This window comes from Novosphingobium sp. 18050 (assembly GCF_902706195.1).
Lineage (GTDB): Bacteria > Pseudomonadota > Alphaproteobacteria > Sphingomonadales > Sphingomonadaceae > Novosphingobium.
Genome location: NZ_CACSJO010000022.1, coordinates 40332 through 64522, shown reverse-complemented (window position 1 = coordinate 64522; position 24191 = coordinate 40332). Strand labels below are relative to the sequence as shown.

The following is a 24191-nucleotide window of genomic DNA, read 5'->3' as shown; positions in this document are numbered from 1 at the left end:
GGACTTTTCCATGCACGCATTTGTCAGGACCATCGCCTTCGTGGCCAGCATGACGCCGGGCCTCGCCATGGCCGCCGAGCCGGTGTGCATCACCAAGAAGGAAGCGACCGCACTCATCGCCTATGCCCTGCCCCAGGCGATCAACGGTACTGCCAAGCGCTGCGCCCCCTCCCTGCCCGCAGATGCTTTTCTGCGCCGTCAGGGGCCGCAGCTTGCCGCGCGCTATTCCGGGCAGAAGGACCGCTACTGGGCGCAGGCCCGTCCCGCCTTCATGAAGACGCTGGGCGCGGAAGGTAGCGGTTCGGCCGATATGGTCCGCAATCTTCCCGATGAGACCGTACGCCAGCTGGCTGACGTTTTTGTCGAGGGCTTCGTTTCGCAGCGCATCGCGGTGAAGTCCTGCACCAAGCTGGACCTCGCGATCGACCTGCTCTCACCACTCCCGCCCGAGAACACTGCCGGCCTCATTGCGCTGAGCCTCGAAGTGGCCAGTGCGGCAGATCCCAAGCTGGGCAAGGTCGCCCTGTGCCGCAGCTAATTAAAGCGCCGCAGCTGATTTAAGGACCATCATGGCCAACAACCCATTCTTCCCCGAAGACCTCTTCGCGCTCGCCCAGCGGGTAATCGACGAAAACAAGGCGCTGGGCCGCACCGTAGCGCTGGCCGAAAGCTGCACGGGCGGGCTCGTCTGTGCGGCACTGACCGAAATCCCCGGGTCATCAGCCGTCCTGGATCGCGGTTTCGTAACCTATTCCAACGAATCCAAGACGGAGATGCTGGGCGTCCATTCGGATATCATCGATTCGTTCGGAGCCGTCTCGCCGGCGACTGCCTGGGCGATGGCGCAGGGCGCGATCAAGAAGAGCAACGCGGACGTTGCGGTCGCCATCAGCGGCATTGCCGGGCCTGAAGGCGGCAGCGAGATGAAGCCAGTGGGAACTGTAGTCTTCGCCTGCGCCCGTCGCGGCGAGGAAGACGTCAATGCCGAGCAGAAGCTGCTCGAAGGCAAAACCCGGGCCGAGATCCGGCATCAGGCGGCGATTATCGCGCTGGAACTGCTGCTGCCGTAAAATCTCCGGTCGTCCCGGATAAGGTCCGGGACGACGCTCTTGACGTGACCTCAGCCGTCCTGCGGAAGCCCGTAAAGCTCCGAGGCGCGCGTTTCGAACGCGGCAACCATCTTGCGGAAGGCCTTGTCGAAATACTGGCCTGCCAGCTTTTCAAACAGGGCATTACGGAACGAGAACTTCACATCGAATTCGATGTCGCAGGCGTGCTCGCTCACCGGATGAAAAGTCCAGCGGTTGTCGAGATCGCGCATCGGCCCGTCGACATAATGCACGCGGATTTCGCGCGGACGTTCCTTCTCGACGCGCGAGGTGAACTTTTCGCGCAGCGCCTTGAAGCCGACGAGCATGTCGGCGACCATTTCGGTGCCGTCGTCGGACTTCACGCGGGTGGCGACCACCCAGGGCAGGAATTCCTGATAACGGCCGACATCGGCCACCAGGTCGAACATCTGCTCTGCGCTGTAGGGAAGGCGATAGACTTCGTGAATTCCGGGCACGGGGTCAGGCCTTCGCGGGAACCGCAGGAGCTTTGCCAAGCGCCGCCTTGGCCAGCTTCGCTTCACGCGCGGCGCGCATCTCGGCGAAATCGGCACCCGCGTGGTAGCTGGAGCGCGTCAGCGGCGAGGCAGCGACCTGCAGGAAGCCCTTGGCACGGGCGATCGCACCGTAAGCCTTGAATGCTTGCGGGGTCACGAATTCCTTGACCTCGGCATGCTTGGGCGTGGGGCGCAGGTACTGGCCCATCGTCAGGAAATCGATGTCGGCACAGCGCATGTCATCCATCACCTGATGGATTTCGAGGCGCTCCTCGCCCAGACCCAGCATGACGCCGGACTTGGTAAAGATCGACGGATCGTGGCGTTTCACCTCTTCAAGCAACCGCAGCGAGGCATAGTAACGCGCGCCGGGGCGGATCGTCGGGTAAAGGCGGGGCACGGTTTCCAGATTGTGGTTGTAGACGTCCGGACGCGCCATGACGATGGCTTCGACCGCACGCTGCATTTTGTTTCGGAAGTCCGGCGTCAGGATCTCGATCGTAGTCGAGGGGGTGGCGGCGCGGATTGCCTCGATCACCTTCACGAACTGCGAGGCGCCGCCATCGGGCAGGTCGTCGCGGTCGACCGATGTGATGACGATATGCTCAAGGCCGGTCTTCAGCGCCAGTTCGGCGACGTTTGCGGGCTCTGCCGGATCGACGCGGCCGGGCATGCCGGTCTTCACGTTGCAAAAAGCGCAGGCACGGGTGCAAGTATCGCCCAGGATCATCACCGTCGCGTGTTTCTTGGTCCAGCACTCCCCAATATTGGGGCAGGCTGCCTCCTCGCACACGGTATTGAGCTTGAGGTCGCGCATGAGCTGGCGTGTCTCGCCGTAACCCTTGCTGGTCGGCGCCTTCACGCGAATCCAGTCCGGCTTGCGCTGGCGCTGCGGTGTTTCTTCGGGGGTCGGCACGGAAGAAAGATCGTTCATGCCGTCCAGATAGTCATATGGACGCAACCTTGCCAGCAGGAATATCCGGAGTAAGGAAAAGCGAAGTCCTCACACCCAGCAGGAGCCCCCATCCATGACCGAAGTGCTGAACCACCTTCTCGCCGGCTATCATCGCTTCCGCACCACCGGCTGGTCCCACAATCGTGAGCGCTGGGACCAACTAGGCCAGGGCCAGGCGCCCGAGGTCATGGTTATCGCCTGTTCCGACAGCCGCGTCGATCCCAGCCAGATTTTCGACGTCGATCCGGGCACCATCTTCGTGGTGCGCAATGTGGCGGCGCTCGTGCCGCCCTTCGAGACGACTCCCGGCCATCACGGCGTCTCCGCCGCGCTGGAATTCGCGGTGCAGGTGCTCAAGGTGAAAGAAGTCGTGGTGATGGGGCACGGCCTGTGCGGCGGCTGCAAGGCGGCGCTGACGCAGGACCTCAAAGGCGCCGAGGTTGGCCAGGGCGGCTTCGTGGCGGACTGGATCTCGATGCTCGACGAAGCGCGTGAACCGGTCGCCAAGACTTACGGCACCACCGGACGCGACGCCGAGCGCGCGATGGAGCAGGCGGCGGTGAAGGTCAGCCTCGACAACCTGATGACCTTCCCCTGCGTGAAAAGTAAGGTTGCCAAGGGCGAACTCAGACTGCGCGGTGCGTTCTTCGCAATCGCCGACGGCGTGCTGCACCTGATGGACGAAGATAGCGGCAAATTCGCTCCGGTTGATTGAGGCTCCCGCCCCACCGGACAACAAAAAAGGGCGACGGGAAACCGTCGCCCTTTTCCTTGGTGATCCGAAAAAATCAGTTCGTGGCTGCTGGCGCCGTTGCCCCTGCAGCCGGAGCCGACTTGCTCTTGGCATAGGCCGACCACAGCTTGGCGACGGGCTGGCGGGTGCCGGTGACCTTCGCGAAGTTGGTCTGCGCATCGGCATACTTGCCCGAAAGCGTCTGCGACATGCCCAGACGCAGCGCGACCTTGTTGGCATCCACGCCCGGCATCGAGATCGCCTTGGCGTAGAACGTCTCTGCCTTGGCGGGCTGGTCGTAGCTCAGGAACACGTCACCGGCTGCAACGACTGTCGCGGCGGTGGCGCCGGGCTTGTTGGCATCACGCTCGGTTGCGGGCAGCGAGGCCTTGTCACCAGCCACGCGACCCTGCGAGTTCGACAGGTCAGCGCCGACCTCGGCCTGGGTCAGCTTGCCCTTGGCGAGGCCGTCCTGCATCACCTTGACTGCTTCGCCCGGGAACGCGCGCGGATCGACATTCTCGATGTACTCGAAGTAATCGCGCTTTTCAGCCATGCCGCCAGTGACGAACATCAGGCGCATGAGGTCAAGGTTCTGGTCACGCGGCAGCGAGGAAAGCTGGCGAACGACCGAGATCGACGTGCCCCAGCTCGACGGGTAATACTGGCCGAGAAGCGCAGCATATTCGGTCGAAGGTGCAAGCTGCTTGGCGGTGTAGGTCTGCTGAAGCACATTACGCAGCGCGGTTTCCGAAGGCGCGGTGCCCTTCGCCTGCGCTGCGGCGACGTCGTCCTTGGCCATCTGCAGTGCGGCTTCGGGATTGTTGTTGCGCTTGTACGAGTCGGCGAGGACGAGGTCCAGTTGGCCCGAAGAATCGGCGAAGCCACCGTCCTTGGCAGCCTTCAGGTACTTCGCCGCATTGGCATAGTCCTTAAGCTGGTAAGCTGTGATGCCAGAATCGTAATTGGTGGTGCCCAAAGCTGCCGCATCGAGCTTGCCGCTTTCGAGCAGCATCATGTTGCCCTGCTGCTTAAGCGCGAGATCCTTCGAGATGATGCCGAAGTTACGCATCATCGAACCGAGAGCGTTCTTATCGTCCGGCGTGGTTGCAGCCGGCACAGCTGCCTGGAACGCGGCCTTGCCGTCACCGCCCGCAGCGGTGTCGAACGCCTGCTTGGCAGTGGCCATCGCTTCGGGGGTCTGCTGACCGCCCAGCGCGGCAACCGCAGCTTCCATTGCCTTCTGCAGCGGCTGTGCGACCTTCACGAATTCGGGCGAGAACTTGCCGCCTGCGGCTTCCTTCTTCTCTTTCTTGGCAGCCATTGCAGGCGTTGAGACCGCGACGGCCAGTCCGCTCGAAAGGGCGATGGCGAGGGCGGCACGGGAAACAAGGAACTTGCGAGCCATCTAGGCTAACTCCTCTCAAGACAAAACAAATTCTGCTGCAAGCAGACGATGCCCTGCCCGAAAGCAGGACGAAAAAGGGCGCCGCAGGGTTTGGCGGCGAATTTAGCGATTGGCAACCTGCCCGGCAAAATAGGTGGACACCGTTGAACGCTCATTGAATGCAATTCGTCGCACCCGTTCAGGGTTCCCGTGCATATGTGTGGAAAACGCCAAACTGCCCTGCCCCGGCGGCGTGGTTCAGGTGGCATTCGCCCCGCGCATGTCCTAGGGCGGTCCATCAACCCTTTCCCGCAGCAATCTGGCGACAGCAACGCGTGAGCGACGAGACCGACATCACCGAGCACACCGGCCCCGAGGGCGAATTCATCCGCGTCGACATCGTCGATGAAATGAAGACGAGCTATCTCGATTACGCGATGAGCGTGATCGTGAGCCGCGCGCTTCCCGACGTACGCGACGGCCTGAAGCCGGTGCACCGCCGTATTCTGTTCGCCAGCCAGGAAGGCGGCTTCGTCGCCGGGCGGCCCTATCGCAAGTCGGCGAAGATCGTCGGCGACGTCATGGGTAACTACCACCCTCACGGCGACAGCGCGATCTACGACGCCCTCGCCCGCATGACCCAGGACTGGTCGATGCGCCTGCCGCTGATCGACGGTCAGGGTAACTTCGGCTCGATGGACCCCGATCCGCCGGCCTCGATGCGCTACACCGAAGCGCGTCTCGCCCGGGTCGCCAATTCGCTGCTCGACGATCTCGACAAGGATACCGTCGATTTCGTCGACAACTACGACGGTTCGCGGCGCGAGCCTTCGGTCCTGCCCGCGCGCTATCCGAACCTGCTGGTCAATGGTGCCGGCGGTATCGCGGTCGGCATGGCCACCAACATCCCGCCGCACAACCTGGGCGAAGTGATCGACGGCTGCTTCGCGATGATGGACAATCCTGCCATCACCGCGGAAGAACTGTTCCACATCATTCCCGGCCCCGATTTCCCGACTGCACCGCTGATACTTGGCCAGCACGGCGCGCGCAATGCGTCCTACACCGGACGCGGTTCTATCGTGATGCGCTGCCGCCACCACGTCGAGGAAGCACGCGGCGCAAGCCGGGGCGCCCGCTCGATCGTGCTGACCAGCATTCCCTATCAGGTCGGCAAGTCCAACCTGGTGGAGAAGATCGCAGAAGCCGCCAAGGACAAGCGGATCGAAGGCGTCTCGGACATCCGTGACGAATCGAACCGGGAAGGCGTGCGCGTGGTCGTCGACCTCAAGCGTGATGCCTCGCCCGAAGTAGTGCTGAACCAGATCTGGCGCAGCACCCCGGCGCAGTCGAACTTTGCCGCCAACATGCTGGCAATCCGCGGCGGCCGCCCCGAGATCATGTCGCTGCGCGACATCCTGCAGGCCTTCATCCAGTTCCGCGAGCAGGTCATCACCCGCCGCACCAAGTTCGAACTGAACAAGGCACGCGAACGCGCACATATCTTGCTCGGCCTGGTGGTCGCGGTCTCGAACATGGACGAGGTCGTGAAGATCATTCGCGGCGCGTCCAACCCGGCCGATGCGCGTGCCAAGCTGATCGCCAAGGAATGGCCGATCGGCGACATCGCGCCCTACATCCGCCTTGTCGAGGCGATCGAGCCCGATGCGGAGCAGGCCGGCGGCACCTACCGCCTGTCCGAAGCGCAAGTGAAGGCGATCCTCGACCTGCGCCTCCACCGCCTCACCGCGCTGGGCCGTGACGAGATCGGCGACGAACTCAAGGAACTCGCGATCGCGATCGCCGGGTTCCTGGAAATTCTGGCCGACCGGATCAAGCTTTACAACGTGATGCGCGGCGAACTTCAGGCCGTGCGTGACGCTTACGCCACTCCGCGCGTCTCCGAGATTACCGCCGCTTTTGACGGTATCGACGACGAAGACCTGATCGAGCGGGAGGACATGGTGGTGACCGTCACCATGGACGGCTATATCAAGCGCACCGCCCTCTCCACCTTCCGCGCCCAGAACCGGGGCGGCAAGGGCCGCGCCGGCATGGCGACGAAGGAAGAGGATGCCGTGACGACGATGTTCGTCACCTCCACCCATAATCCGGTGCTGTTCTTTTCCACCGCCGGCAAGGTCTACCGCCTCAAGGTCTACCGCCTGCCCGAAGGCGGGCCGACCACGCGCGGCCGCCCGATCGTCAACCTCCTGCCCGCGCTGGACAAGGACGAGACGATCCAGACCGTGCTCGCCCTGCCCGAGGACGAGACCGAGTGGAGCAAGCTGTCGGTCGTGTTCGCCACGGCCAAGGGCAATGCGCGCCGCAACTCGATGGATTCTTTCGCGAACATCCCCAGCAACGGCAAGTTCGCGATGCGCTTCGACGAAGGCAGCGACGACCGCCTGATAGGCGTCGCCCTGCTCACGGCGTCGGACGACGTGCTGCTCGCCACCCGCAAGGGCCGCGCGATCCGCTTCGCCGGCGACGACGTGCGCGAATTCACAAGCCGCACTTCCACCGGCGTTCGCGGCATGACGCTCAAGGAAGACGACGAGGTCATCTCGCTGTCGATCCTGCACCGCGTCGGCACCGACGGCGAGGAACGCGAACAGTACCTGCGCTTCGCTCCATGGAAGGGCGAGAAAGAAGGCGAGTCCACCCTTCCGCCGGAACGCATGGAAGAACTGGCCGCGCGCGAGCAGTTCATTCTCACCGTCTGCGCCAATGGCTACGGCAAGCTGTCCTCGGCCTACGAGTACCGCCGCACCGGACGCGGCGGCCAGGGCATCACCAATATCGACAACATCGGCCGTAACGGGCCGGTGGTGGCCAGCTTCCCGGCCACCCGCGCGCAGCAGCTGATGCTGGTCACCGACCAGGCCAAACTGATCCGTCTGCCACTGGATTCGCTGCGGGTCATCGGCCGTGGTTCGGCGGGCGTGCGCCTGTTCACCGTCTCGAATGACGAGCACGTCGTCAGCGCGGTGCGCCTCGACGAGGAGCCTGAAGACGACGCCGTCGCCGTGATCCCCGTGGTACAGGATGCGGCCGAAGCGCCGGATACCGAAACCCCCGAAGCCGAGGGCGACGAGTGAGCGCGGCGGCGGATACCGTCGCCTACAAGATCCTGACCGGCGAGCAGCTTGCACGGCTGCTCGCCGACGGGACGTTCGCCGGAGCGCCGGTGGACATCGCGGATGGGTACATTCACCTGTCCGCTGCTCCGCAGGCGCAGGGCACGCTGGACAAGCACTTCGCCGGGCAGGACGACCTGCATATCGCCGTGGTCGACCTCACCGCGCTGGGCAATTCGGTAAAATGGGAAGTCTCGCGCGGCGGAGCATTGTTCCCGCATATCTACGCGGACCTGCCCATCTCGGCGGTTCTGTCGCATGCTCCGGTGAAGCGCGACGAAAACGGTACGCTGCAGCTCCCGATCTGATCGGCCACCGTTCGTCGTCGCATTGGCAATGACGACATGGGCTGCAGCATGATAAAAATACCGAACTCGGTTGTTAGTCGCAGTTCGCGTGCGAAGGCGAAAACCATCTCGCCGCAAGCACAGGGGCTCCCGACACCAAGGCGTTATCCCTTAAGAACGTTGAATTATCGTGCATTCCCCAGCGGGGGTTCGGCGCGTCGGCAATGCGGAAGCGTTCGTCAGAAGACATCTTCGCGCAGGCGCAGTTCCCCGGCGACGCCCGTCGCCAGTATCAGGTTGCCAAGATAAAACAGCGGCCATGCTGCCATCGCGATTGCAGGTGAAAACCCACCCATTGCGGCAATTCCCAGTACGTTGCCTGCAACGATCAGCGCCGCTCCCAATCCAACCCGCGAGCGCGGGAATGTGCTGATCCACGCGGAAGCAGCCATGCCGCCGAGCGCCAGACCAAGGAACAGAGGCACACCCACGCCAGCACGCTCCGCTGCAAAGTAGCATAGCAGCGGCGTGCCCAGCGTCAGGGCCAGCGCCGAGGCGCGCCGCCCGCCGTCCATCACTGCGCGGCGGTGGACAAGGAACATACCCAGTCCGATCAAGTAGGCGACCAGCAATGCATTGAGGGCGATCAGCGGCATATAATCCATCAGCGCCGAGCCGATCGCCTGCAAAGCGAGCATTCCCGCCAGCGACCGTGTGTCATTCCCGCGGTGGCGCAGCACCCCATAAACCGCCAGCAGCAGCAACGGCGCAGCCTTGAGCAGCAGCAGGTAAAGCCCCGGCGTGTCGCTGCCCTGCAGCCAGAGCCAGGCCAGTGCCAGCACCATGCTTCCCAGCAGCCAGGGTCGGCGTTCGATCAGGGCGCGCTTGGGCATCTTGGTCTTTCTCGTCGGTTCGTTCTTGCCTGCGGCTATGGCAGGTGAGCGAGGCCTTTTCCATGCCCCCCATACCGGCTAGGCGGTGCCCATGACAAAAGACTCCGGCTCGACATACGACGTTCACATCATCGGCGGCGGCCTCGCAGGAAGCGAAGCTGCGTGGCAGCTGGGCCGCCGGGGTTTCCGGGTCCGCCTTTCCGAAATGCGCGGGACCGGAGAACGCAGCCCCGCCCACCAGGGCGACGGGCTGGCAGAACTGGTCTGCTCCAACTCGTTCCGGTCCGACGATAGCGAAAAGAATGCAGTCGGCCTGCTCCACCACGAGATGCGCCTCTGCGATTCGCTCATCATGTCGGCGGCGGCAACTGCGGAAGTTCCCGCCGGCTCCGCGCTGGCCGTGGACCGCGACGTGTTCTCCGCCGAGGTGGAGGCGCGCCTCTCAGCCCTGCCGAATGTCGATATCTTCCGCGAGCGCGTCGACGCCCTGCCCGATGCCGGCATGACCATCGTCGCTACGGGCCCGCTGACCGCAGAGGCGCTGGCCGGTTCGATCGGGCAGGCGACCGGCGCCGACAGCCTCGCTTTCTTCGATGCCATCGCGCCGATCGTCTATCACGAATCGATCGACATGGACGTGTGCTGGATGGCCTCGCGCTGGGACAAGGGCGAGACCAAGGACTACATCAACTGCCCTATGAACGAGGAGCAGTACCTCGCTTTTCACAAAGGCCTGGTTGAAGGCGAGAAGACCTCGTTCAAGGAATGGGAAGCCAACACCCCCTATTTCGACGGCTGCATGCCCATCGAAGTCATGGCCGAGCGCGGCGTGGATACCCTGCGCTTCGGCCCGATGAAACCGGTCGGCCTCGACAATCCGCACTGGGCAACGCCCGAGCATCCGAACGGCCGCTGGCCCCATGCCGTCGTGCAGCTGCGCCAGGACAACAAGCTCGGCACGATCTGGAACATGGTCGGCTTCCAGACCAAGCTCAAGCATGCCGAGCAGGTGAAGCTGTTCCGCACAATTCCCGGCCTCGAAAACGCCGAGTTTGCGCGGCTGGGCGGCCTTCACCGCAACACGTTCCTAAACTCGCCGATCCTTCTGGACCGGACCTTGCGCCTGAAATCTGCGCCGCACGTCCGCTTCGCCGGGCAGATCACAGGCTGCGAAGGCTATGTCGAAAGCGCTGCGGTGGGTCTCATGGCAGGGCTGATGGCGAGCGCCGAGCTGGCAGGCCGCGAATGGCAGGCTCCGCCACGCACGACAGCGCTAGGCGCCCTGCTCTCACACATCACCGGCGATGCCGAGGCGGAAACCTATCAGCCGATGAACATCAACTTCGGCCTGTTCCCGCCGCTGCACGACGTGAAGAAGAAACAGCGCAAGGAGGCCTACACCGGCCGCGCCAAGGACGAAATTGCCCCGTGGCTGGAAGGGCTCACGCCGGCGTAAACCGGCCGCCGCTCAGCAGCTGCACTTTGCCTTCGGCTTGGGCGGCGGCGCTGTGCGGCGGAACTCCGCCGGGGTGAGATATTGGTCATGGTCGACGTCGGCCTCGCCGAACTTATCGACGGTTGCGACCGCCCACTCCTCGAAGGTCAGCAGATTGTTGCCATCCTTGTCGAGCTTGCGAAAGCCATCGGCGCGGGTGGAGAGCATCTCATTACGCGATATCCGTCCGTCCCGATCGCGATCGTAGCGGAAGAAACGGCGCTGCTCGCGGCTGAATTCGGTTGCTTCCGGCAGTTCCGGGCCAACCATGTCGCCCACGTCCGCGCTCGGCAATGGCGTAGGTCCGATGGGCGCGCTGGCACCGGGCGGAGGGGCACTGGCTTCCACTTCGGCCCGGCCCTGAAGCCAGAACAGGCCGATGCCCATCATTACGAACACGGCCAATCCGCCGAGCAGGAAACGGTTCATAGCAAGCCCCTCATCAAGGCCCGCAGCCTTAGAGGCAGCTCCTGTTGTTCCGGAAATTACAACGCCTTAATCTAAAAGCCAAGCAGGCCAAGGCGCATGGCCTTGAGTACTGCGACGGGCGAAGTCGCAGCTTCCTCACCCTTGTCGAGACGGCGCTGGGCAAGTCCATGAAGCACCGTCAACGGACGCAAAGGCCGCGAAAGACGTACGCCTTTGGCACGGTCGGCCAGCGCCAGAGCGCGTGCCGTCTCGCGCTCGTTCTCATGCCCAAGGCGCATGGCAAGGTCAGCCAGCGCCCAGGAACGGGCCAGTCGCTGTACCACGCGCAGTTCGCCGTCGCACCCCAAGGCCTGCGCCAGCGTTGCGAAGGCAGCAGCCCTTCCCTCCGCCATCATTTCGAGCGCGGATGCGGGCAGTGGCGCGCTTCCGGTCATGGCTTCCCAGCCATTGACAAGGCTTACCAGGCCGCCGTGATGTCCGTTCCAGGTTCGCAGAATAGCGAGTAGGGGCTCGCCATCGGGCCACTTGCCGGCAGGCTGCGACAGGGATTCGCGCCACCATGCCAGACGCAGCTGCGCCATCATCGGCTCACGCGAATTGCGCAGCAGCCCGGCGAGCCGTGTATCGAGCGCCAGCAACGCCAGCGTCTGTATCCGGGCTGACTTTGGCGCATAAGCCAAGGCAAGCCGCGATACCGTGGGCAGCGAAGCGACGAGGATGTCCTCGTTCGAGGCGGGCGTTTCGGATGCGGGGGGCTGGGAGTCGGTCACGCGGCCTCCCTAGAGGGTGCGGCGGCGGGAATAAACCCACCTCCGCTCGCCGGGACTGACGCGGGCGATGGAATGAACCATCGCCCGCGCCGTCAAATCAGCGGTAGCAGACCTTCTTGACTGCCTCGACGACGCGCTTGGCGTCGATCAGGGCAAGCTTTTCGAGGTTTGCCGCGTAAGGCAGCGGCACGTCCTCGTTGCATACGCGCACGACCGGCGCGTCGAGGTCGTCGAAACCTTCCTCCATGCAGATCGCCGAGATTTCGGACGCGATCGAGCAGACGGGGAAGCCCTCTTCCGCCACGACGAGGCGGTTGGTCTTGGCGAGGCTCGCCAGAACCGTTTCCTTGTCGAGCGGGCGCAGGGTGCGAAGGTCGATGACTTCAACATCGATACCTTCTTCGGCCAGCGTCTCGGCCGCTTCGAGCGCGAGGCCGACGCCGATCGAATAGGACACAATGGTCACGTCCTTGCCTTCGCGCATGACCCGCGCCTTGCCGATCGGCAGGACGTGGTCGTCAAGCTCGGGCAGCTCGAACGAACGGCCGTAGATCAGCTCGTTCTCGAGGAACACGACCGGATCGTCGCTGCGGATCGCGGCCTTGAGCAGACCCTTGGCGTCCGACGCGTCGTAAGGCGCGATGACGACAAGGCCCGGCACGTTGGCGTACCACGGACCGTAGTTCTGCGAGTGCTGCGCACCCACGCGCGAAGCCGCGCCGTTGGGACCACGGAACACGATCGGGCAGCGCATCTGGCCACCGGACATGTAGTTGGTCTTGGCGGCCGAGTTGATGATGTGGTCGATCGCCTGCATGGCGAAGTTGAACGTCATGAACTCGATGACCGGGCGCAGGCCGCCCATCGCCGCACCGGTGCCGATGCCGGCAAAGCCGTACTCGGTGATCGGCGTGTCGATGACGCGGGTGGGTCCGAATTCGGCGAGCAGCCCCTGGGTCACCTTGTAGGCGCCCTGGTACTCGGCGACTTCCTCGCCCATCACGAAGACGCGGTCGTCGCGGCGCATTTCCTCGGCCATCGCGTCACGCAGGGCGTCACGCACGGTCGAGGTCTTCATGTTGGTGCCGTGGGGCACTTCCGGGCCGCGCGGGGTCTTGATGTCGCTGGCCAGATTGGCCGTGCCGCTCTCGGCAGGCTTCTTCTCTTCTTCCGAAGCGGCTTCGGCCTTCGGCTCTTCGGTCTTGGCGGCAGGCGCCTCGATCGAGGAAGCGTCTTCGCCTTCGCCGGCCAGGACCGCGATCACGGTGCCGACCTTCACGCCCTCGGTGCCCTCGGCGACAAGGATCTTGCCGACAATGCCTTCGTCGATGGATTCGAACTCCATCGTCGCCTTGTCGGTCTCGATTTCGGCGAGGATATCACCGGAGGAGACTTCGTCGCCTTCCTTTACCAGCCACTTGGCCAGCTTGCCTTCTTCCATCGTCGGAGAGAGAGCGGGCATCTTCAGTTCGATCGCCATCTCAGTAGCTCTCCACCAGAACGTCAGTATACAGTTCGGAAGCCACCGGCTCCGGCGAATTCTCGGCAAAGTCTGCCGACTGGGCGACCTGCGAGCGCACGCGCTTGTCGATTTCCTTGAGGCTTTCCTCGGTCACGCCCATGCCCATCAGTTCGGTCTTGGCATGCTCGATCGGATCGCGCTTCTCACGCACGTCCTGAACTTCCTCACGGCTGCGGTACTTGGCCGGATCGGACATGGAGTGGCCGCGATAACGGTAGGTGTTGAGTTCCATGAGGACCGGGCCATTGCCGCCGCGCACATATTCAAGCGCGACTTCGGCAGCCTTGCGGACTTCCAGAACGTCCATGCCGTCAACCGACATGCCGGGGATGCGGAACGCGGTGCCGCGGCGGTGGAAGTGCGTCTCGGCCGAGCCGCGCTTGACCGCGGTGCCCATGGCGTAGCCGTTGTTCTCGATCACGAAGATGATCGGCAGCTTCCACAAGGCAGCCATGTTGAAGCTCTCGTAGACCTGGCCCTGGTTGGCCGCGCCGTCGCCGAAGTAGGCCATCGCAACGCCGCCGTCTTCACGGTACTTGTGTGCGAAGGCAAGACCTGCGCCCAGCGAAACCTGCGCGCCGACGATGCCGTGGCCGCCGTAGAAGCGATGCTCCACGGAGAACATGTGCATTGAGCCGCCCTTGCCCTTCGAGATACCGGCTTCGCGGCCGGTCAGCTCGGCCATGATGACCTTGGGATCGATGCCGTATGCGAGCATGTGGCCATGGTCGCGGTAACCGGTGATGACCGAGTCCTTGGCGCTGTCGAGCGCGGACTGCAGACCGACGGCAACCGCCTCCTGACCGATGTAGAGGTGGCAGAAGCCGCCGATCAGGCCGAGGCCGTAAAGCTGGCCGGCCTTTTCCTCGAAGCGGCGGATAAGCAGCATCTGCTCGTAAAGATGCAGCAGTTCTTCCTTGGAAGGTTCGTAACGCTTGTCAGCGTCCAGAGCGGTCTGGAGGCTGTGCAGCGCGAAATCCTCGTCCGTTGAGGCGTCTGCGACAGTGGCCGTTTCGGCTACCGGATTCTTTGCTTTGGGCAACGCTTGCTTCCCATCGTTGGTGCGATCGTTCGGAAGGGCGGTATAGGAACGCCGCTCGAAAAGCGAAAGCGCGGACGATCGAAATTGGCCTGCGAACGTGGACTTTTTTGCAACTAGATTTGCAAAAATCGGCATTGTTACGCGCCGTTCACGACACCGACACGCGCCCCATCAGGGCAGCTGCATCACCATCTCGTCCGGACGAGCAACGTTGAGATGGCTACGAACGAGCTCACCCGCAAGGTCCGGGTCCATGTTGCGCGGGTTGAGCAAGGCGACGCGATTCTTGAGACGATCGCGCTGGGCCTGAAGATCGACAAGCTTGGCGCGGCGTTCTTCCAGCAGGTGCTGATTTTCACCCCATGCGAGAAGGCCGCTGGGCCCGGCGACACAGTAGAGTCCCATCAGCAGCAGCACGGCAAGGGCAAGGCCCTGCACGAGTCGCTCTCTGGCAATGTTCGCTTCCTGTCGCACGGTCCGCATTGCTCTATAGAATCACAAGTGATTCGTCGTTTCAAGCCCAATTGTTACTGGATTTCCGCCATTTGCGACAGGTGGAGGAATGCTGAGGAACACGAAGCCCGTGGGTATAGGTGTTGATAAGTATCGGGTTCCGAGCAGTGTTCACTGGACACCATTATTTCCCTTCTGACGCACGGGCGACGGCGAAGCAGTTTGCCGGCACTCTCGCCGCTCAGGCCCGCCCTCGCTGTTGCTGCACTAACAGGGCGGAACGCGGTTTCGCTTAACCGCGCGCCCTGCTAGGCGCAGCGCCATGTTGACCATACGTGACATCACCGTGCGCCTCGGCGGCCGCACCATTATCGACGGCGCGAGCGCGACTCTGCCCCAGAACGGCAAGATCGGCCTTATCGGCCGTAACGGCGCGGGCAAGTCCACGCTGGTCAAGGCGATCATCGGCGAACTGGAACCCGACGGCGGCTCCGTGGACATGCCCCGCCGCGCACGCCTGGGCTATATCGCACAGGAAGCCCCCACCGGCACCAAGACTCCGTTCGACGCCGTGGTCGAAGCCGATACCGAGCGCACCGAACTGCTCGCCGAAGCCGAAACCTGCACAGACCCGCACCGCCTTGGCGACCTTCACGAGCGCCTGATCGCGATCGACGCCTATACCGCCCCTGCCCGCGCCGCGCGCATCCTCGTGGGCCTTGGCTTCGACGAGGAGATGCAGGGCCGTCCGCTGGATAGCTACTCGGGCGGCTGGAAGATGCGTGTGGCGCTGGCCTCGCTGCTGTTCTCCGAGCCTGATGTGATGCTGCTCGACGAGCCTTCGAACCACCTCGACCTCGAAGCGACGTTGTGGCTGGAGAACTTCCTCAAGGGCTATCCCAAGACGCTTCTGGTCATCAGCCACGAGCGCGACCTGCTCAATACCGTGGTCGACCATATTCTGCACCTGCAGCAGGGCAAGCTGACGCTCTACCCCGGCGACTACGATAGCTTCGAGCGCATCCGCGCCGAACGCGCCGCGCAGGCCGCCGCCGCGAAAGCCAACCAGGATGCCCAGCGCAAGAAGCTGGCGGACTATGTGGCCCGCAACTCGGCCCGTGCATCGACCGCAAAGCAGGCGCAGTCGCGTTCAAAGATGCTGGCCAAGATGCAGCCGATCGCCTCGATGGCCGAAGATCCCTCTTTGAGCTTCGACTTCCCGAGCCCCGACGAACTGCGCCCGCCACTGGTGACGCTGGACCTTGCGGCAGTGGGCTACGAAGAAGACAAGCCGATCCTGCGCCGCCTCAACTTGCGCATCGATCCCGAGGACCGAATCGCGCTGCTGGGGCGCAACGGCAACGGCAAGACCACGCTGGCGCGCCTCCTAGCCCGTCAGCTCGACCCAATGGAAGGGTCGCTGACCTTCTCGCCCAAGATCCGCATCGGCTACTTCACGCAGTATCAGGTGGAAGAACTGCCGAGCAATTCCACGCCGCTGGAACTGATGACGCGGGCGATGGACGGCAAGCCCCCGGTCGCCGTGCGCGGCCAACTCGGCCGCTTCGGCTTCTCGGGCAACCGCGCCACTTCGGAGACGGGCACGCTTTCGGGCGGTGAGCGCGCACGACTGGCGCTGGCGCTGGTGACACGCGATGCACCGCACATGCTGATCCTCGACGAACCGACGAACCACCTGGACGTCGACGCTCGTGAAGCGCTGGTGCAGGCGCTCAATGCCTTCGATGGCGCCGTCATCCTCGTTAGCCACGACCGTCACATGGTCGAACTGGTTGCCGACCGGCTGGTGCTGGTCGATGGCGGCGTGGCCGAAAACTACGATGGTTCGATGGAAGACTACGTCGACTTCGTGCTGGGTCGTAACCAGCCCAAGGCTGGCGGCGTTGAAGGCAAGGCCGGTGGCGGCGCCAAGAAGTCCGGTGCCGTCGCGCGTGAGGAACTGAAGGCGCTGCGCAAGAAGGTCACCGCTGCCGAAACGCGCATGAAGCGCCTGCAGGTTCAGCTTGGCGAGATCGACGCCGCACTCGCCACCCCGGGTTCTGGCAAGGGCGACCTCAAAGGCGTGGCCCTCGGCGAACTGGGTAAGCGTCATGCCGTGTCCACCGCCGATCTGGAGCAGGCCGAAACCGAATGGCTTGAAGTCAACGAGGTTCTCGAAACCCTGATGGGCCGCGGCAAGTGAGCGTCGCTTTCCGACGCGACGGGGACGAGGAGCACCTCGAGCCCAAGTTCGAAGTGCCGATCCCACCGGGGCCGAACCTCGTGACCCAGCGCGGCCTCGAGATGATTCATATGCGGATCAGCGAGTTGGCGGTGAAAGTTGCCGAGCTTTCGGAAGAGAGTGCGCTGAACACCGCCAAACGCGACTTGCGCTACTGGCGTGCACGTCTCGACACGGCGAAAGTACAACCCGAACCTTCTGGCGCAAAAGCGATGTTCGGTTGCAGGGTGCGTTTCGCTCTCGACGGCAAGGCACGCGAAATCACGGTAGTCGGCCATGACGAGGCCGACCCGTCCGAAGGTCGCCTCGCCTTCACCGCGCCGCTGGCGCGGGCGGTGCTAGGGGCCGAAGTCGGCGAATTCGTCGACTTCAACGGCCGCGAAGAAGCGATCGAAGTTCTGGAGATCGCTGCGGCCTGAGTTCGCTTGCAATGGCGCCAGGCCGCCAGACAGCGATCAACTGCACCTATCCCGAAAAACCGTCGCCCTCCCGAGGATGACGGACATGAAAAACCCGGCGTCACCAAGGTGACGCCGGGTTTTTCATTTAACAGCGTTAGCCGGTCGGATCAGTCCCGACCGCCCTTGCGCGGCTTCTTGTGGAACGGCTTGCCGCCGCCGCCGGGGCCACCAGCGGGGCGTGGACGGAAGGACGACTGGCCCTCTCCGCCTTCGCCGCGCGGATACCCATTGCCCTGCGGACGACGACCACGGCCCTGCGGCCCCTCACGGTCACGGCTCCGGTGACGCGCGACATCGCGGGGCGCTTCGGCCGAACGCTCGATCAGGATGGTCGATTCGTACTCGCCGTCGTCATGGCTGGCAGTGCGCTGCACGGCGGCAGCGAACTGGTCGGCCAGGGCCACCGGGATCTGGAAGTGCGTCTGATCGGCGGAAATGCGGATCTGGCCAACGGCGTCACGGGTAACGTGACCACGGCGGCACAGCACCGGCAGAATCCAGCGCGCTTCGGCGTTCTGCTGACGACCCACATCCATGCTGAACCACACCACGTCGTCGAAACCGGGACGGTGACGCGGTTCGCGGCTTTCCGGCGAATTGCCGATCAGTTCTTCCGGCTGCGGCATGGCGGCGCGGTGCGCGATCACGAGGGCAGCGGCGAGATCCTCGGCGCTGACCTTTTCCAGCAGAACGCGGGCGATCTCGCGATCGTCTTCCTCGGCCTCAACGGGAGCGAGCAGCTTTTCCATGAGACGCTCACGGTCCTGCGCGCGGATCGATTCGAGCGTCGGGGCTTCGCCCCACTCGGCTTCGATGCGGGCACCGCGCAGCATCATTTCGACGCGGCGGCGGCGCGGATACGGCACCAGGATCACGGCAGTACCCTTGCGGCCGGCGCGGCCGGTACGGCCCGAACGGTGCTGCAGGGTTTCCGCATCGCGCGGAATTTCTACGTGAACGACGAGGGTCAACGTGGGCAGATCGATACCGCGCGCGGCAACGTCGGTGGCGACGCACACGCGGGCACGGCGGTCACGCAGAGCCTGAAGCGCGTTGTTACGCTCGTTCTGCGAGTGCTCACCCGACAGCGCAACGGCGGAGAAGCCGCGCTCGACCAGGGTGGCGTGCAGGTGCTTCACGTTGTCGCGCGTGGCGCAGAACAGGATCGCGGTTTCGGCATCGTGGAAGCGCAGCAGGTTGACCACCGCGCGCTCGATGTCGGACGGGGCGACGGTGACAGCCTTGTAGGCGATGTCGCCGTGGCCGCGGTTTTCACCGACGGTCGAGATGCGCAGCGAATTCTTCTGGTAACGCTGGGCCAGCGCCTCGATCGGGCGGGGCATCGTTGCCGAGAACAGCAGCGTGCGGCGGCCTTCCGGGGTCGCGTCGAGGATTTCCTCAAGATCGTCGCGGAAGCCCATGTCGAGCATCTCGTCCGCTTCGTCGAGAACGATGGCGCGCAGGGCGGAGAGGTTCAGCTTTCCACGCTCAAGGTGGTCACGCAGACGGCCCGGCGTGCCGACGACGATGGTCGCGCCGCGTTCGAGCGCACGGCGCTCCTTCACGGGGTCCATGCCGCCAACGCAGGTCACAATGCGGGCGCCGGTCTTGGCGTAAAGCCATTCCAGCTCGCGGCTGACCTGCTGAGCCAGTTCGCGGGTCGGCGCGATGGCAAGTGCCAGCGGACCTTCCGAGTAGGGAATGCGGCCGTCTTCGAGCAGTTCGTCGGCAATCGCGAGGCCGAAAGCCACGGTCTTGCCCGAACCGGTCTGCGCGGAGACGACGAGATCGCGGCTGCGTGCCTGCTCCTCGGTCACGGCGGCCTGAACCGGCGTGAGCGTTTCGTAGCCATGCGCTGCGAGAGCCTCGGCGAGAGGCTGGGGGAGGTTTGTAAATGTCATAACGAGCAAATGAATCCTGCCGCATGAAGCGGCCTAATGGAGCGTAAAAAGGGCTGCGAGGGCACCTTCATACGGCGCCAGTCGGCCGCCCATATACGAAACCGCGCGAATTTGCGCGCACCAAATTCACTTTAGCGTGAAATCGTTGCTCATGCACGCACTGCGCAGCTCAATTCCACTCCGACCAGAGCCGCCGCGAAGCCGGTTTCGCATCGGGCTGCTTTTCGGGCAACTGTTCGAAACTAGGCTGAAATCCAAGCAGAACATACATTTCCCGCTCAAGGTATGGGGCTGCGTCGCCCGCGCTCATGTCAACCCTTGCGCATTCGCCCAGGCCGGGCAGGTTCGTGCGAAAAAGTCCTTTGCGTACAGTGCTTACGCGCATGACAGATACACCCCTGGATTTATTGGCTGCCTCATCGAGCGGGCCGCTAACGATCCTGTGACCGGCGATCAAGCTGGCGGGAAGACTGTCATATTCCAGCAAGAGAGACAACAGGACAGGTGGAGCGGCCGCCGCGCGACATCCGCTTGAGATCGCCGCCCGTTCATGCCCATAAATATCAGGCATGAATCGCACTTCATCCTCGGCCCCGATCGGCGAACTCGTCTCCGCAGACCCTGCTCGCGCGCTTCCCGTGCTGCGAGACGCGATCCTGAAGGACGGCGATAACGCTCCGGCCTATCGGCTGCTCGCCCGCGCCCTGCGCGCACTGGGCCGGGAAGCCGAGGCAAGGCTGGCCGATGGCGAGGCGGTACGCGCCTCGGCGCACGACCCCGCACTCATAGCCATTGCCCGCGCCATGATCGCCAATGACCTGCCCGTCGCGGAAGGGCTGCTGCGCCAGCGACTGCGCGAACAGCCCACCGACATTGCCGCGATCCGCATGATGGCCGAACTGGCGGGACGGATCGGGCGTTACCTCGATGCCGAGGCCCTGCTCCGCCGCGCGCTGGAACTTGCGCCGGGCTTCACGGCAGCGCGGGCGAACCTTGCCACCGTGCTCTACAAGCAGAACCGCTTTCCCGAGGCCGTCAGCGAACTCGACAGCGTGCTGGCGCAGGGCGGCGGCGATGCAGGCAACCTCAATTTACGAGCAGCGGCGCTGGGACGGACTGGCGACTACGAGGAGGCCCGGCGCATTTATGCCGAGCTGACCGAGACTTTCCCCGATCATGCGAAGCTGTGGATGAGCCATGGCCATATCCTCAAGACGCTGGGAGAACAGGCACAGAGCATCGCCGCCTATCGCCGTGCACTGGCGATCGAACCGGGCCTGGGCGAAGTGTGGTGGAGCCTGGCCAACCTCAAGACCTGGCGTTTCCAGGATGACGACGTCGCCGCGCTGGAAGCTGCTCTTGCCGGCGACGGGCTATGCGAGGACGACCGGCTGCACCTGCATTTTGCACTCGGCAAGGCGCTGGAGGATCGCGGCGAGGCGCTGCAATCTTTCGATCACTATGCCCGCGGCAACCGCCTACGCCGGGATCAGCTGAAGTACGTCCCCGAAACAGTGAGCGCGCAGGTCGACACCATGATCGCGGCATTCACGCCAAGCTTCGTCGGGGCCCGGCAAGGGGCCGGGGCGCCCTCACCTGATCCGGTATTCATTCTCGGCCTGCCCCGCGCAGGTTCGACGCTGATCGAGCAGATACTTTCCAGCCACTCGCAGGTCGAAGGCACTATGGAATTGCCCGATATACCCGCCATGGCCATGCGCGAGGCGCAGGCCGCTGGCGGCGGACCACGGGACTGGCCGCAGGCGCTGGCAGCGATGCCGCCGGAACGCCTCGCCGAACTCGGCGCCGAGTTTCTCGAAAGAACCCGCATCCAGCGCAAGACCGGCAAACCGTTCTATATCGACAAGCTGCCCAACAACTGGGCCTACCTCGGCCTGATCGCGCTGATCCTGCCTCATGCGAAGATCATCGACGCGCGGCGCCATCCGCTGGACTGCGGATTTTCCAATTTCCGCCAGCACTTCGCCAAGGGCCAGTCGTTCTCCTACGACCTCGACCATATAGGCCGTTATTACGCCGACTATGTGCGGGCGATGGCGCATTATGACCGCGTGATGCCGGGCCGCGTCCACCGCGTGATCCACGAACGCCTGTTGGACGATCCGGAGGCTGAGGTGCGCCGCATCCTCGTCTATCTGGGCGTGCCCTTCGAGGAGTCCTGCCTCCAGTTCCATCGCAACACCCGCGCCGTGCGCACGGCATCCAGCGAGCAGGTCCGCCGCCCGATCAACCGCGACGGCGTCGGCCAGTGGCGGGCTTACGAGGCATGGCTTGGTCCGCTCAAGGAAGCACTTGGCGATCTGCCGGAGACGTATGCGGCGGACTAAAGTCCTACGGCAATAAATTGTGGCAGAAATGTCATACATTGCGATGCACAATCGAGTTTACCCGGCGAACCTATTGTCAAAACTCATGAATTGTGGCGCCTTCCCTATTGAGTAAACATAGGGGGATACGGGTGATTTCTTCGCGTCTGGCTTCTCGTCGCAGCGTCACGATCGCGCTGTTTGGTTCCTCGGCTCTTGTTGCAGCGCAACCGGCATTTGCGCAAAATGCGCCAGCCGGGGAAGACAGCAACGTCATCCTCGTCACCGCGCAGAAACGCACCCAGAACATCCAGGACGTGCCGATCGCGATCACGGCGCTGGGGACTGAAAAGCTTCGCGAATTGCAGGTCAAGGAGTTGCAGGACGCGGTCAAGTTCATCCCTTCAGTCACGATCCAGACCATCCAGCCCGGCTTCAGCCAGGTCTATTTCCGCGGCGTCGCCTCGGGGGAGAACGCCAACCATTCGGCCGCGCTGCCGACGGTGGGCACATACCTTGACGAAATGCCGATCACCACGATTCAGGGCGCACTCGACATTCACGCCTACGACATCGCTCGGGTGGAGGCGCTGGCAGGGCCGCAGGGCACGCTCTACGGCGCCAGTTCGATGGCAGGCACGATCAAGATCGTCACCAACAAGCCGGACTATTCGGGCACTTACGGCGCCGCCGACATGGAACTGAACTCCGTCGCCCACGGCGACATCGGCGGTGTTGCCCAAGGCTTCGTCAACCTCAAGCTCTCGGACCGCTCGGCCCTGCGCGTGGTGGGCTGGTATCGCCATGATGGCGGCTACATAGACAACGTCGCCGGCAGCCGTACCTATCCGACCTCGGGCGCTACCCAGACGAACGCCGACCTCGTCGAGAAGAACTACAACGATGTCGATACGTATGGTGCCCGCATGGCGCTGGGCATCGAACTGGACGACAACTGGACCATCACCCCGACGCTGATGGGCCAGGTCCAGAAGACCAACGGAAGCTTCGCGCAGGAACGCTCCACTGCCGTCAGCAAGAAGCTCCAGACAGTCCAGTACAACCCGGAGAGTAGCAAGGACGAGTGGTATCAGGCTGCCCTCACCATCGAGGGCAAACTGGGCAATTGGGATCTCGTCGCGACCGGCGGCATCCTCAACCGCAAGGACCACACCGAGTCCGACTATTCCGACTACTCGTATTTCTACGATGCGGTGCTGGGTTCGGGCGCCTACTTTACCGATAATGCCGGCGATCCAGTCAATCCCAACCAGTACATCCGGGGCAAGGACAAATATAAGCGCCAGTTCGGCGAACTGCGCATCACCTCACCGCAGGAGAACCGGATCCGCCTGATGGCCGGCCTGTTCGCGCAGCGCCAGTCGCATCTGATCAGCCAGGACTACATCATCGACGGCATTTCCGATGCCATCACCGTGCCGGGCACCGACAGCGACATCTGGCTGACCAAGCAGAAGCGCGTCGATCGGGATTACGCGGTTTTCGGCGAACTGAGCTTCGACATCACCGACAAGCTGACAGCCACCGGCGGCGGCCGCCTTTACAAGTACAAGAACTCGCTGGTGGGTTTCTTCGGCTACAGCGACGGCTATTCCAGCCGAACCGGCGTGGCTGCGTGTTTCGCCGAGGCGGTGATCGCCGGATCGCCGTGCACCAACCTCGACAAGACGACGTCGGACAGCGGCGCCATCTTCAAGGCGAACCTCACCTACAAGCTCACACCCGACTGGTTGATCTATGCCACATGGTCGCGAGGCTTCCGCCCCGGCGGCATCAACCGTCGTTCCACTCTGCCGCCCTATGGCCCGGACAAGCTGGACAACTACGAATTCGGCTGGAAATCCCAGATCGGCGCCTTCCATTTCAACTACGCGATGTACCGTGAGGACTGGAACAACATCCAACTCTCGTTCCTCGGGGAAAACGGTCTGACGCTGATCCGCAATGCCGGTGTCGCGCAGATCTATGGTGTCGAATTCGATGTCGGCTATCGCAAGGGCGGTCTCTCGCTTAGCGCGGCGGGTAGCTACAACGACGCCAAGATCCGCAAGGACTTCTGTGCCATCGCCAACGCCAGATTCGACTGCTCGCTGGCCGGCAGCGACGGGGCCGAGAACGCCTTGCTTGCCAAGGCCGGCACGCGCCTGCCGATTACCGCCTCATTCAAAGGCAACGCCGTAGCCCGCTATGAATTCCCGGTCGGCAACTGGCAGGGGCATATCCAGGGCGCCGTCAACTATATCGGCAAGCGGCGCAGCGACCTTCGCAACCTGGAAAACCACATCAAGGGCGAATTCGCAGCCTACACCACGGCTGACTTCAGCATTGGTATGAAGAATGATCTCTGGCGCGTTGAAATATATGCGAACAATATGTTCGACAGCAATGGCGTGATCAACAGCTCCGTTCAGTGCCTTGAGACCACCTGCGGCGATCCCGATGGGATCAGCAGCACCGGCGGTGTCTTTTATGACTATGTGATCCGGCCTAGGGTGATCGGCCTCAAAATCGGCAGGGACTTTTGACA

Annotated in this window: 21 protein-coding genes; 10 read left to right on the top strand and 11 right to left on the bottom strand. The window is 63.5% G+C overall.

The features are described from left to right. The first annotated feature begins 10 nt into the window (after nt 1-10). Together GVL61_RS18855 and GVL61_RS18850 are read left to right on the top strand one after the other, a co-directional pair. Entirely contained in the window at nt 11-538 is a 528-nt protein-coding gene (locus tag GVL61_RS18855; protein ID WP_159982196.1) for a hypothetical protein, read from the top strand. Between the two features lie 31 nt (nt 539-569). Continuing rightward, the gene (locus GVL61_RS18850; protein ID WP_159982195.1) at nt 570-1070 is read left to right on the top strand and encodes a CinA family protein; all 501 of its coding nucleotides are present in this window, start codon (nt 570-572) and stop codon (nt 1068-1070) included. Nucleotides 1071-1120: 50 nt separating this feature from the next. Here GVL61_RS18850 and GVL61_RS18845 read toward each other — a convergent pair whose 3' ends face one another. Further along, the gene (locus GVL61_RS18845) at nt 1121-1567 is read right to left on the bottom strand and encodes a type II toxin-antitoxin system RatA family toxin (RefSeq protein WP_159982194.1); all 447 of its coding nucleotides are present in this window, start codon (nt 1565-1567) and stop codon (nt 1121-1123) included. Between the two features lie 4 nt (nt 1568-1571). After that, the gene (lipA, locus tag GVL61_RS18840) at nt 1572-2540 is read right to left on the bottom strand and encodes a lipoyl synthase (RefSeq protein ID WP_159982193.1); all 969 of its coding nucleotides are present in this window, start codon (nt 2538-2540) and stop codon (nt 1572-1574) included. Nucleotides 2541-2634: 94 nt separating this feature from the next. Here lipA and GVL61_RS18835 point away from each other — a divergent pair, with 94 nt between their 5' ends. Then, a complete protein-coding gene (locus tag GVL61_RS18835) occupies nt 2635-3276 on the top strand; it encodes a carbonic anhydrase (RefSeq protein ID WP_159982192.1) in 642 nt (213 codons plus the stop codon). A 73-nt stretch (nt 3277-3349) separates the two neighbouring features. Here the strand turns inward: GVL61_RS18835 and GVL61_RS18830 are convergent, their stop codons facing one another. Then, nucleotides 3350-4702 (bottom strand): hypothetical protein, encoded by a 1353-nt coding sequence (locus tag GVL61_RS18830; RefSeq protein WP_159982191.1) that lies wholly within the window; start codon nt 4700-4702, stop codon nt 3350-3352. Nucleotides 4703-5016: 314 nt separating this feature from the next. On the opposite strand from GVL61_RS18830, the gene gyrA reads away from it, so the two are divergent. Together gyrA and GVL61_RS18820 are read left to right on the top strand one after the other, a co-directional pair. Further along, nucleotides 5017-7782 (top strand): DNA gyrase subunit A, encoded by a 2766-nt coding sequence (gene gyrA, locus GVL61_RS18825; RefSeq protein ID WP_159982190.1) that lies wholly within the window; start codon nt 5017-5019, stop codon nt 7780-7782. Further along, complete coding sequence (locus GVL61_RS18820) at nt 7779-8129, top strand: DUF952 domain-containing protein (RefSeq protein ID WP_159982189.1); 351 nt, start codon at nt 7779-7781, stop codon at nt 8127-8129. Before gyrA ends, GVL61_RS18820 begins: the two co-directional genes overlap by 4 nt. Before the next feature lie 218 nt (nt 8130-8347). Here the strand turns inward: GVL61_RS18820 and GVL61_RS18815 are convergent, their stop codons facing one another. Continuing rightward, on the bottom strand, nt 8348-9001 hold the full coding sequence (locus GVL61_RS18815; RefSeq protein WP_159982188.1) for a hypothetical protein: 654 nt from the start codon (nt 8999-9001) through the stop codon (nt 8348-8350). 91 nt (nt 9002-9092) lie between these two features. Between GVL61_RS18815 and trmFO the strand changes: the two genes are divergently transcribed. Continuing rightward, the gene (gene trmFO, locus GVL61_RS18810; protein ID WP_159982187.1) at nt 9093-10457 is read left to right on the top strand and encodes a methylenetetrahydrofolate--tRNA-(uracil(54)-C(5))-methyltransferase (FADH(2)-oxidizing) TrmFO; all 1365 of its coding nucleotides are present in this window, start codon (nt 9093-9095) and stop codon (nt 10455-10457) included. A 12-nt stretch (nt 10458-10469) separates the two neighbouring features. Here trmFO and GVL61_RS18805 read toward each other — a convergent pair whose 3' ends face one another. From GVL61_RS18805 to GVL61_RS18785, 5 genes are all read right to left on the bottom strand, one after another. Beyond that, nucleotides 10470-10925 carry a hypothetical protein gene (locus tag GVL61_RS18805; RefSeq protein WP_159982186.1) on the bottom strand — a complete coding sequence of 152 codons (456 nt, stop codon included), beginning with the start codon at nt 10923-10925 and terminating at the stop codon, nt 10470-10472. A 71-nt stretch (nt 10926-10996) separates the two neighbouring features. After that, complete coding sequence (locus GVL61_RS18800) at nt 10997-11695, bottom strand: hypothetical protein (RefSeq protein ID WP_159982185.1); 699 nt, start codon at nt 11693-11695, stop codon at nt 10997-10999. Nucleotides 11696-11792: 97 nt separating this feature from the next. Continuing rightward, on the bottom strand, nt 11793-13175 hold the full coding sequence (locus tag GVL61_RS18795) for a pyruvate dehydrogenase complex E1 component subunit beta (protein WP_159982184.1): 1383 nt from the start codon (nt 13173-13175) through the stop codon (nt 11793-11795). A gap of 1 nt (nt 13176) precedes the next feature. Further along, nucleotides 13177-14259 carry a pyruvate dehydrogenase (acetyl-transferring) E1 component subunit alpha gene (gene pdhA / locus GVL61_RS18790; protein WP_159982183.1) on the bottom strand — a complete coding sequence of 361 codons (1083 nt, stop codon included), beginning with the start codon at nt 14257-14259 and terminating at the stop codon, nt 13177-13179. A 171-nt stretch (nt 14260-14430) separates the two neighbouring features. Beyond that, entirely contained in the window at nt 14431-14742 is a 312-nt protein-coding gene (locus tag GVL61_RS18785) for a septum formation initiator family protein (RefSeq protein ID WP_159982182.1), read from the bottom strand. Nucleotides 14743-15034: 292 nt separating this feature from the next. On the opposite strand from GVL61_RS18785, the gene GVL61_RS18780 reads away from it, so the two are divergent. After that, nucleotides 15035-16915: an ABC-F family ATP-binding cassette domain-containing protein gene (locus tag GVL61_RS18780; protein WP_159982181.1), complete on the top strand. Its 1881-nt coding sequence runs from the start codon at nt 15035-15037 to the stop codon at nt 16913-16915. Continuing rightward, nucleotides 16912-17373, top strand: a complete 462-nt coding sequence (locus tag GVL61_RS18775) for a GreA/GreB family elongation factor (protein ID WP_159982180.1) — start codon at nt 16912-16914, stop codon at nt 17371-17373. Before GVL61_RS18780 ends, GVL61_RS18775 begins: the two co-directional genes overlap by 4 nt. A gap of 149 nt (nt 17374-17522) precedes the next feature. Here the strand turns inward: GVL61_RS18775 and GVL61_RS18770 are convergent, their stop codons facing one another. Then, nucleotides 17523-19316 (bottom strand): DEAD/DEAH box helicase, encoded by a 1794-nt coding sequence (locus tag GVL61_RS18770; protein ID WP_159982179.1) that lies wholly within the window; start codon nt 19314-19316, stop codon nt 17523-17525. Nucleotides 19317-19485: 169 nt separating this feature from the next. After that, nucleotides 19486-19887, bottom strand: a complete 402-nt coding sequence (locus tag GVL61_RS25095; RefSeq protein WP_235037791.1) for a hypothetical protein — start codon at nt 19885-19887, stop codon at nt 19486-19488. On the opposite strand from GVL61_RS25095, the gene GVL61_RS18760 reads away from it, so the two are divergent. Together GVL61_RS18760 and GVL61_RS18755 are read left to right on the top strand one after the other, a co-directional pair. Further along, nucleotides 19886-21664, top strand: coding sequence for a sulfotransferase (locus GVL61_RS18760; RefSeq protein WP_159982178.1), 1779 nt, complete (start codon nt 19886-19888; stop codon nt 21662-21664). The two genes, GVL61_RS25095 and GVL61_RS18760, sit on opposite strands and share 2 nt — an antisense overlap. A gap of 131 nt (nt 21665-21795) precedes the next feature. After that, on the top strand, nt 21796-24189 hold the full coding sequence (locus GVL61_RS18755) for a TonB-dependent receptor (RefSeq protein ID WP_235037790.1): 2394 nt from the start codon (nt 21796-21798) through the stop codon (nt 24187-24189). The last annotated feature ends 2 nt before the right edge of the window (nt 24190-24191 follow it).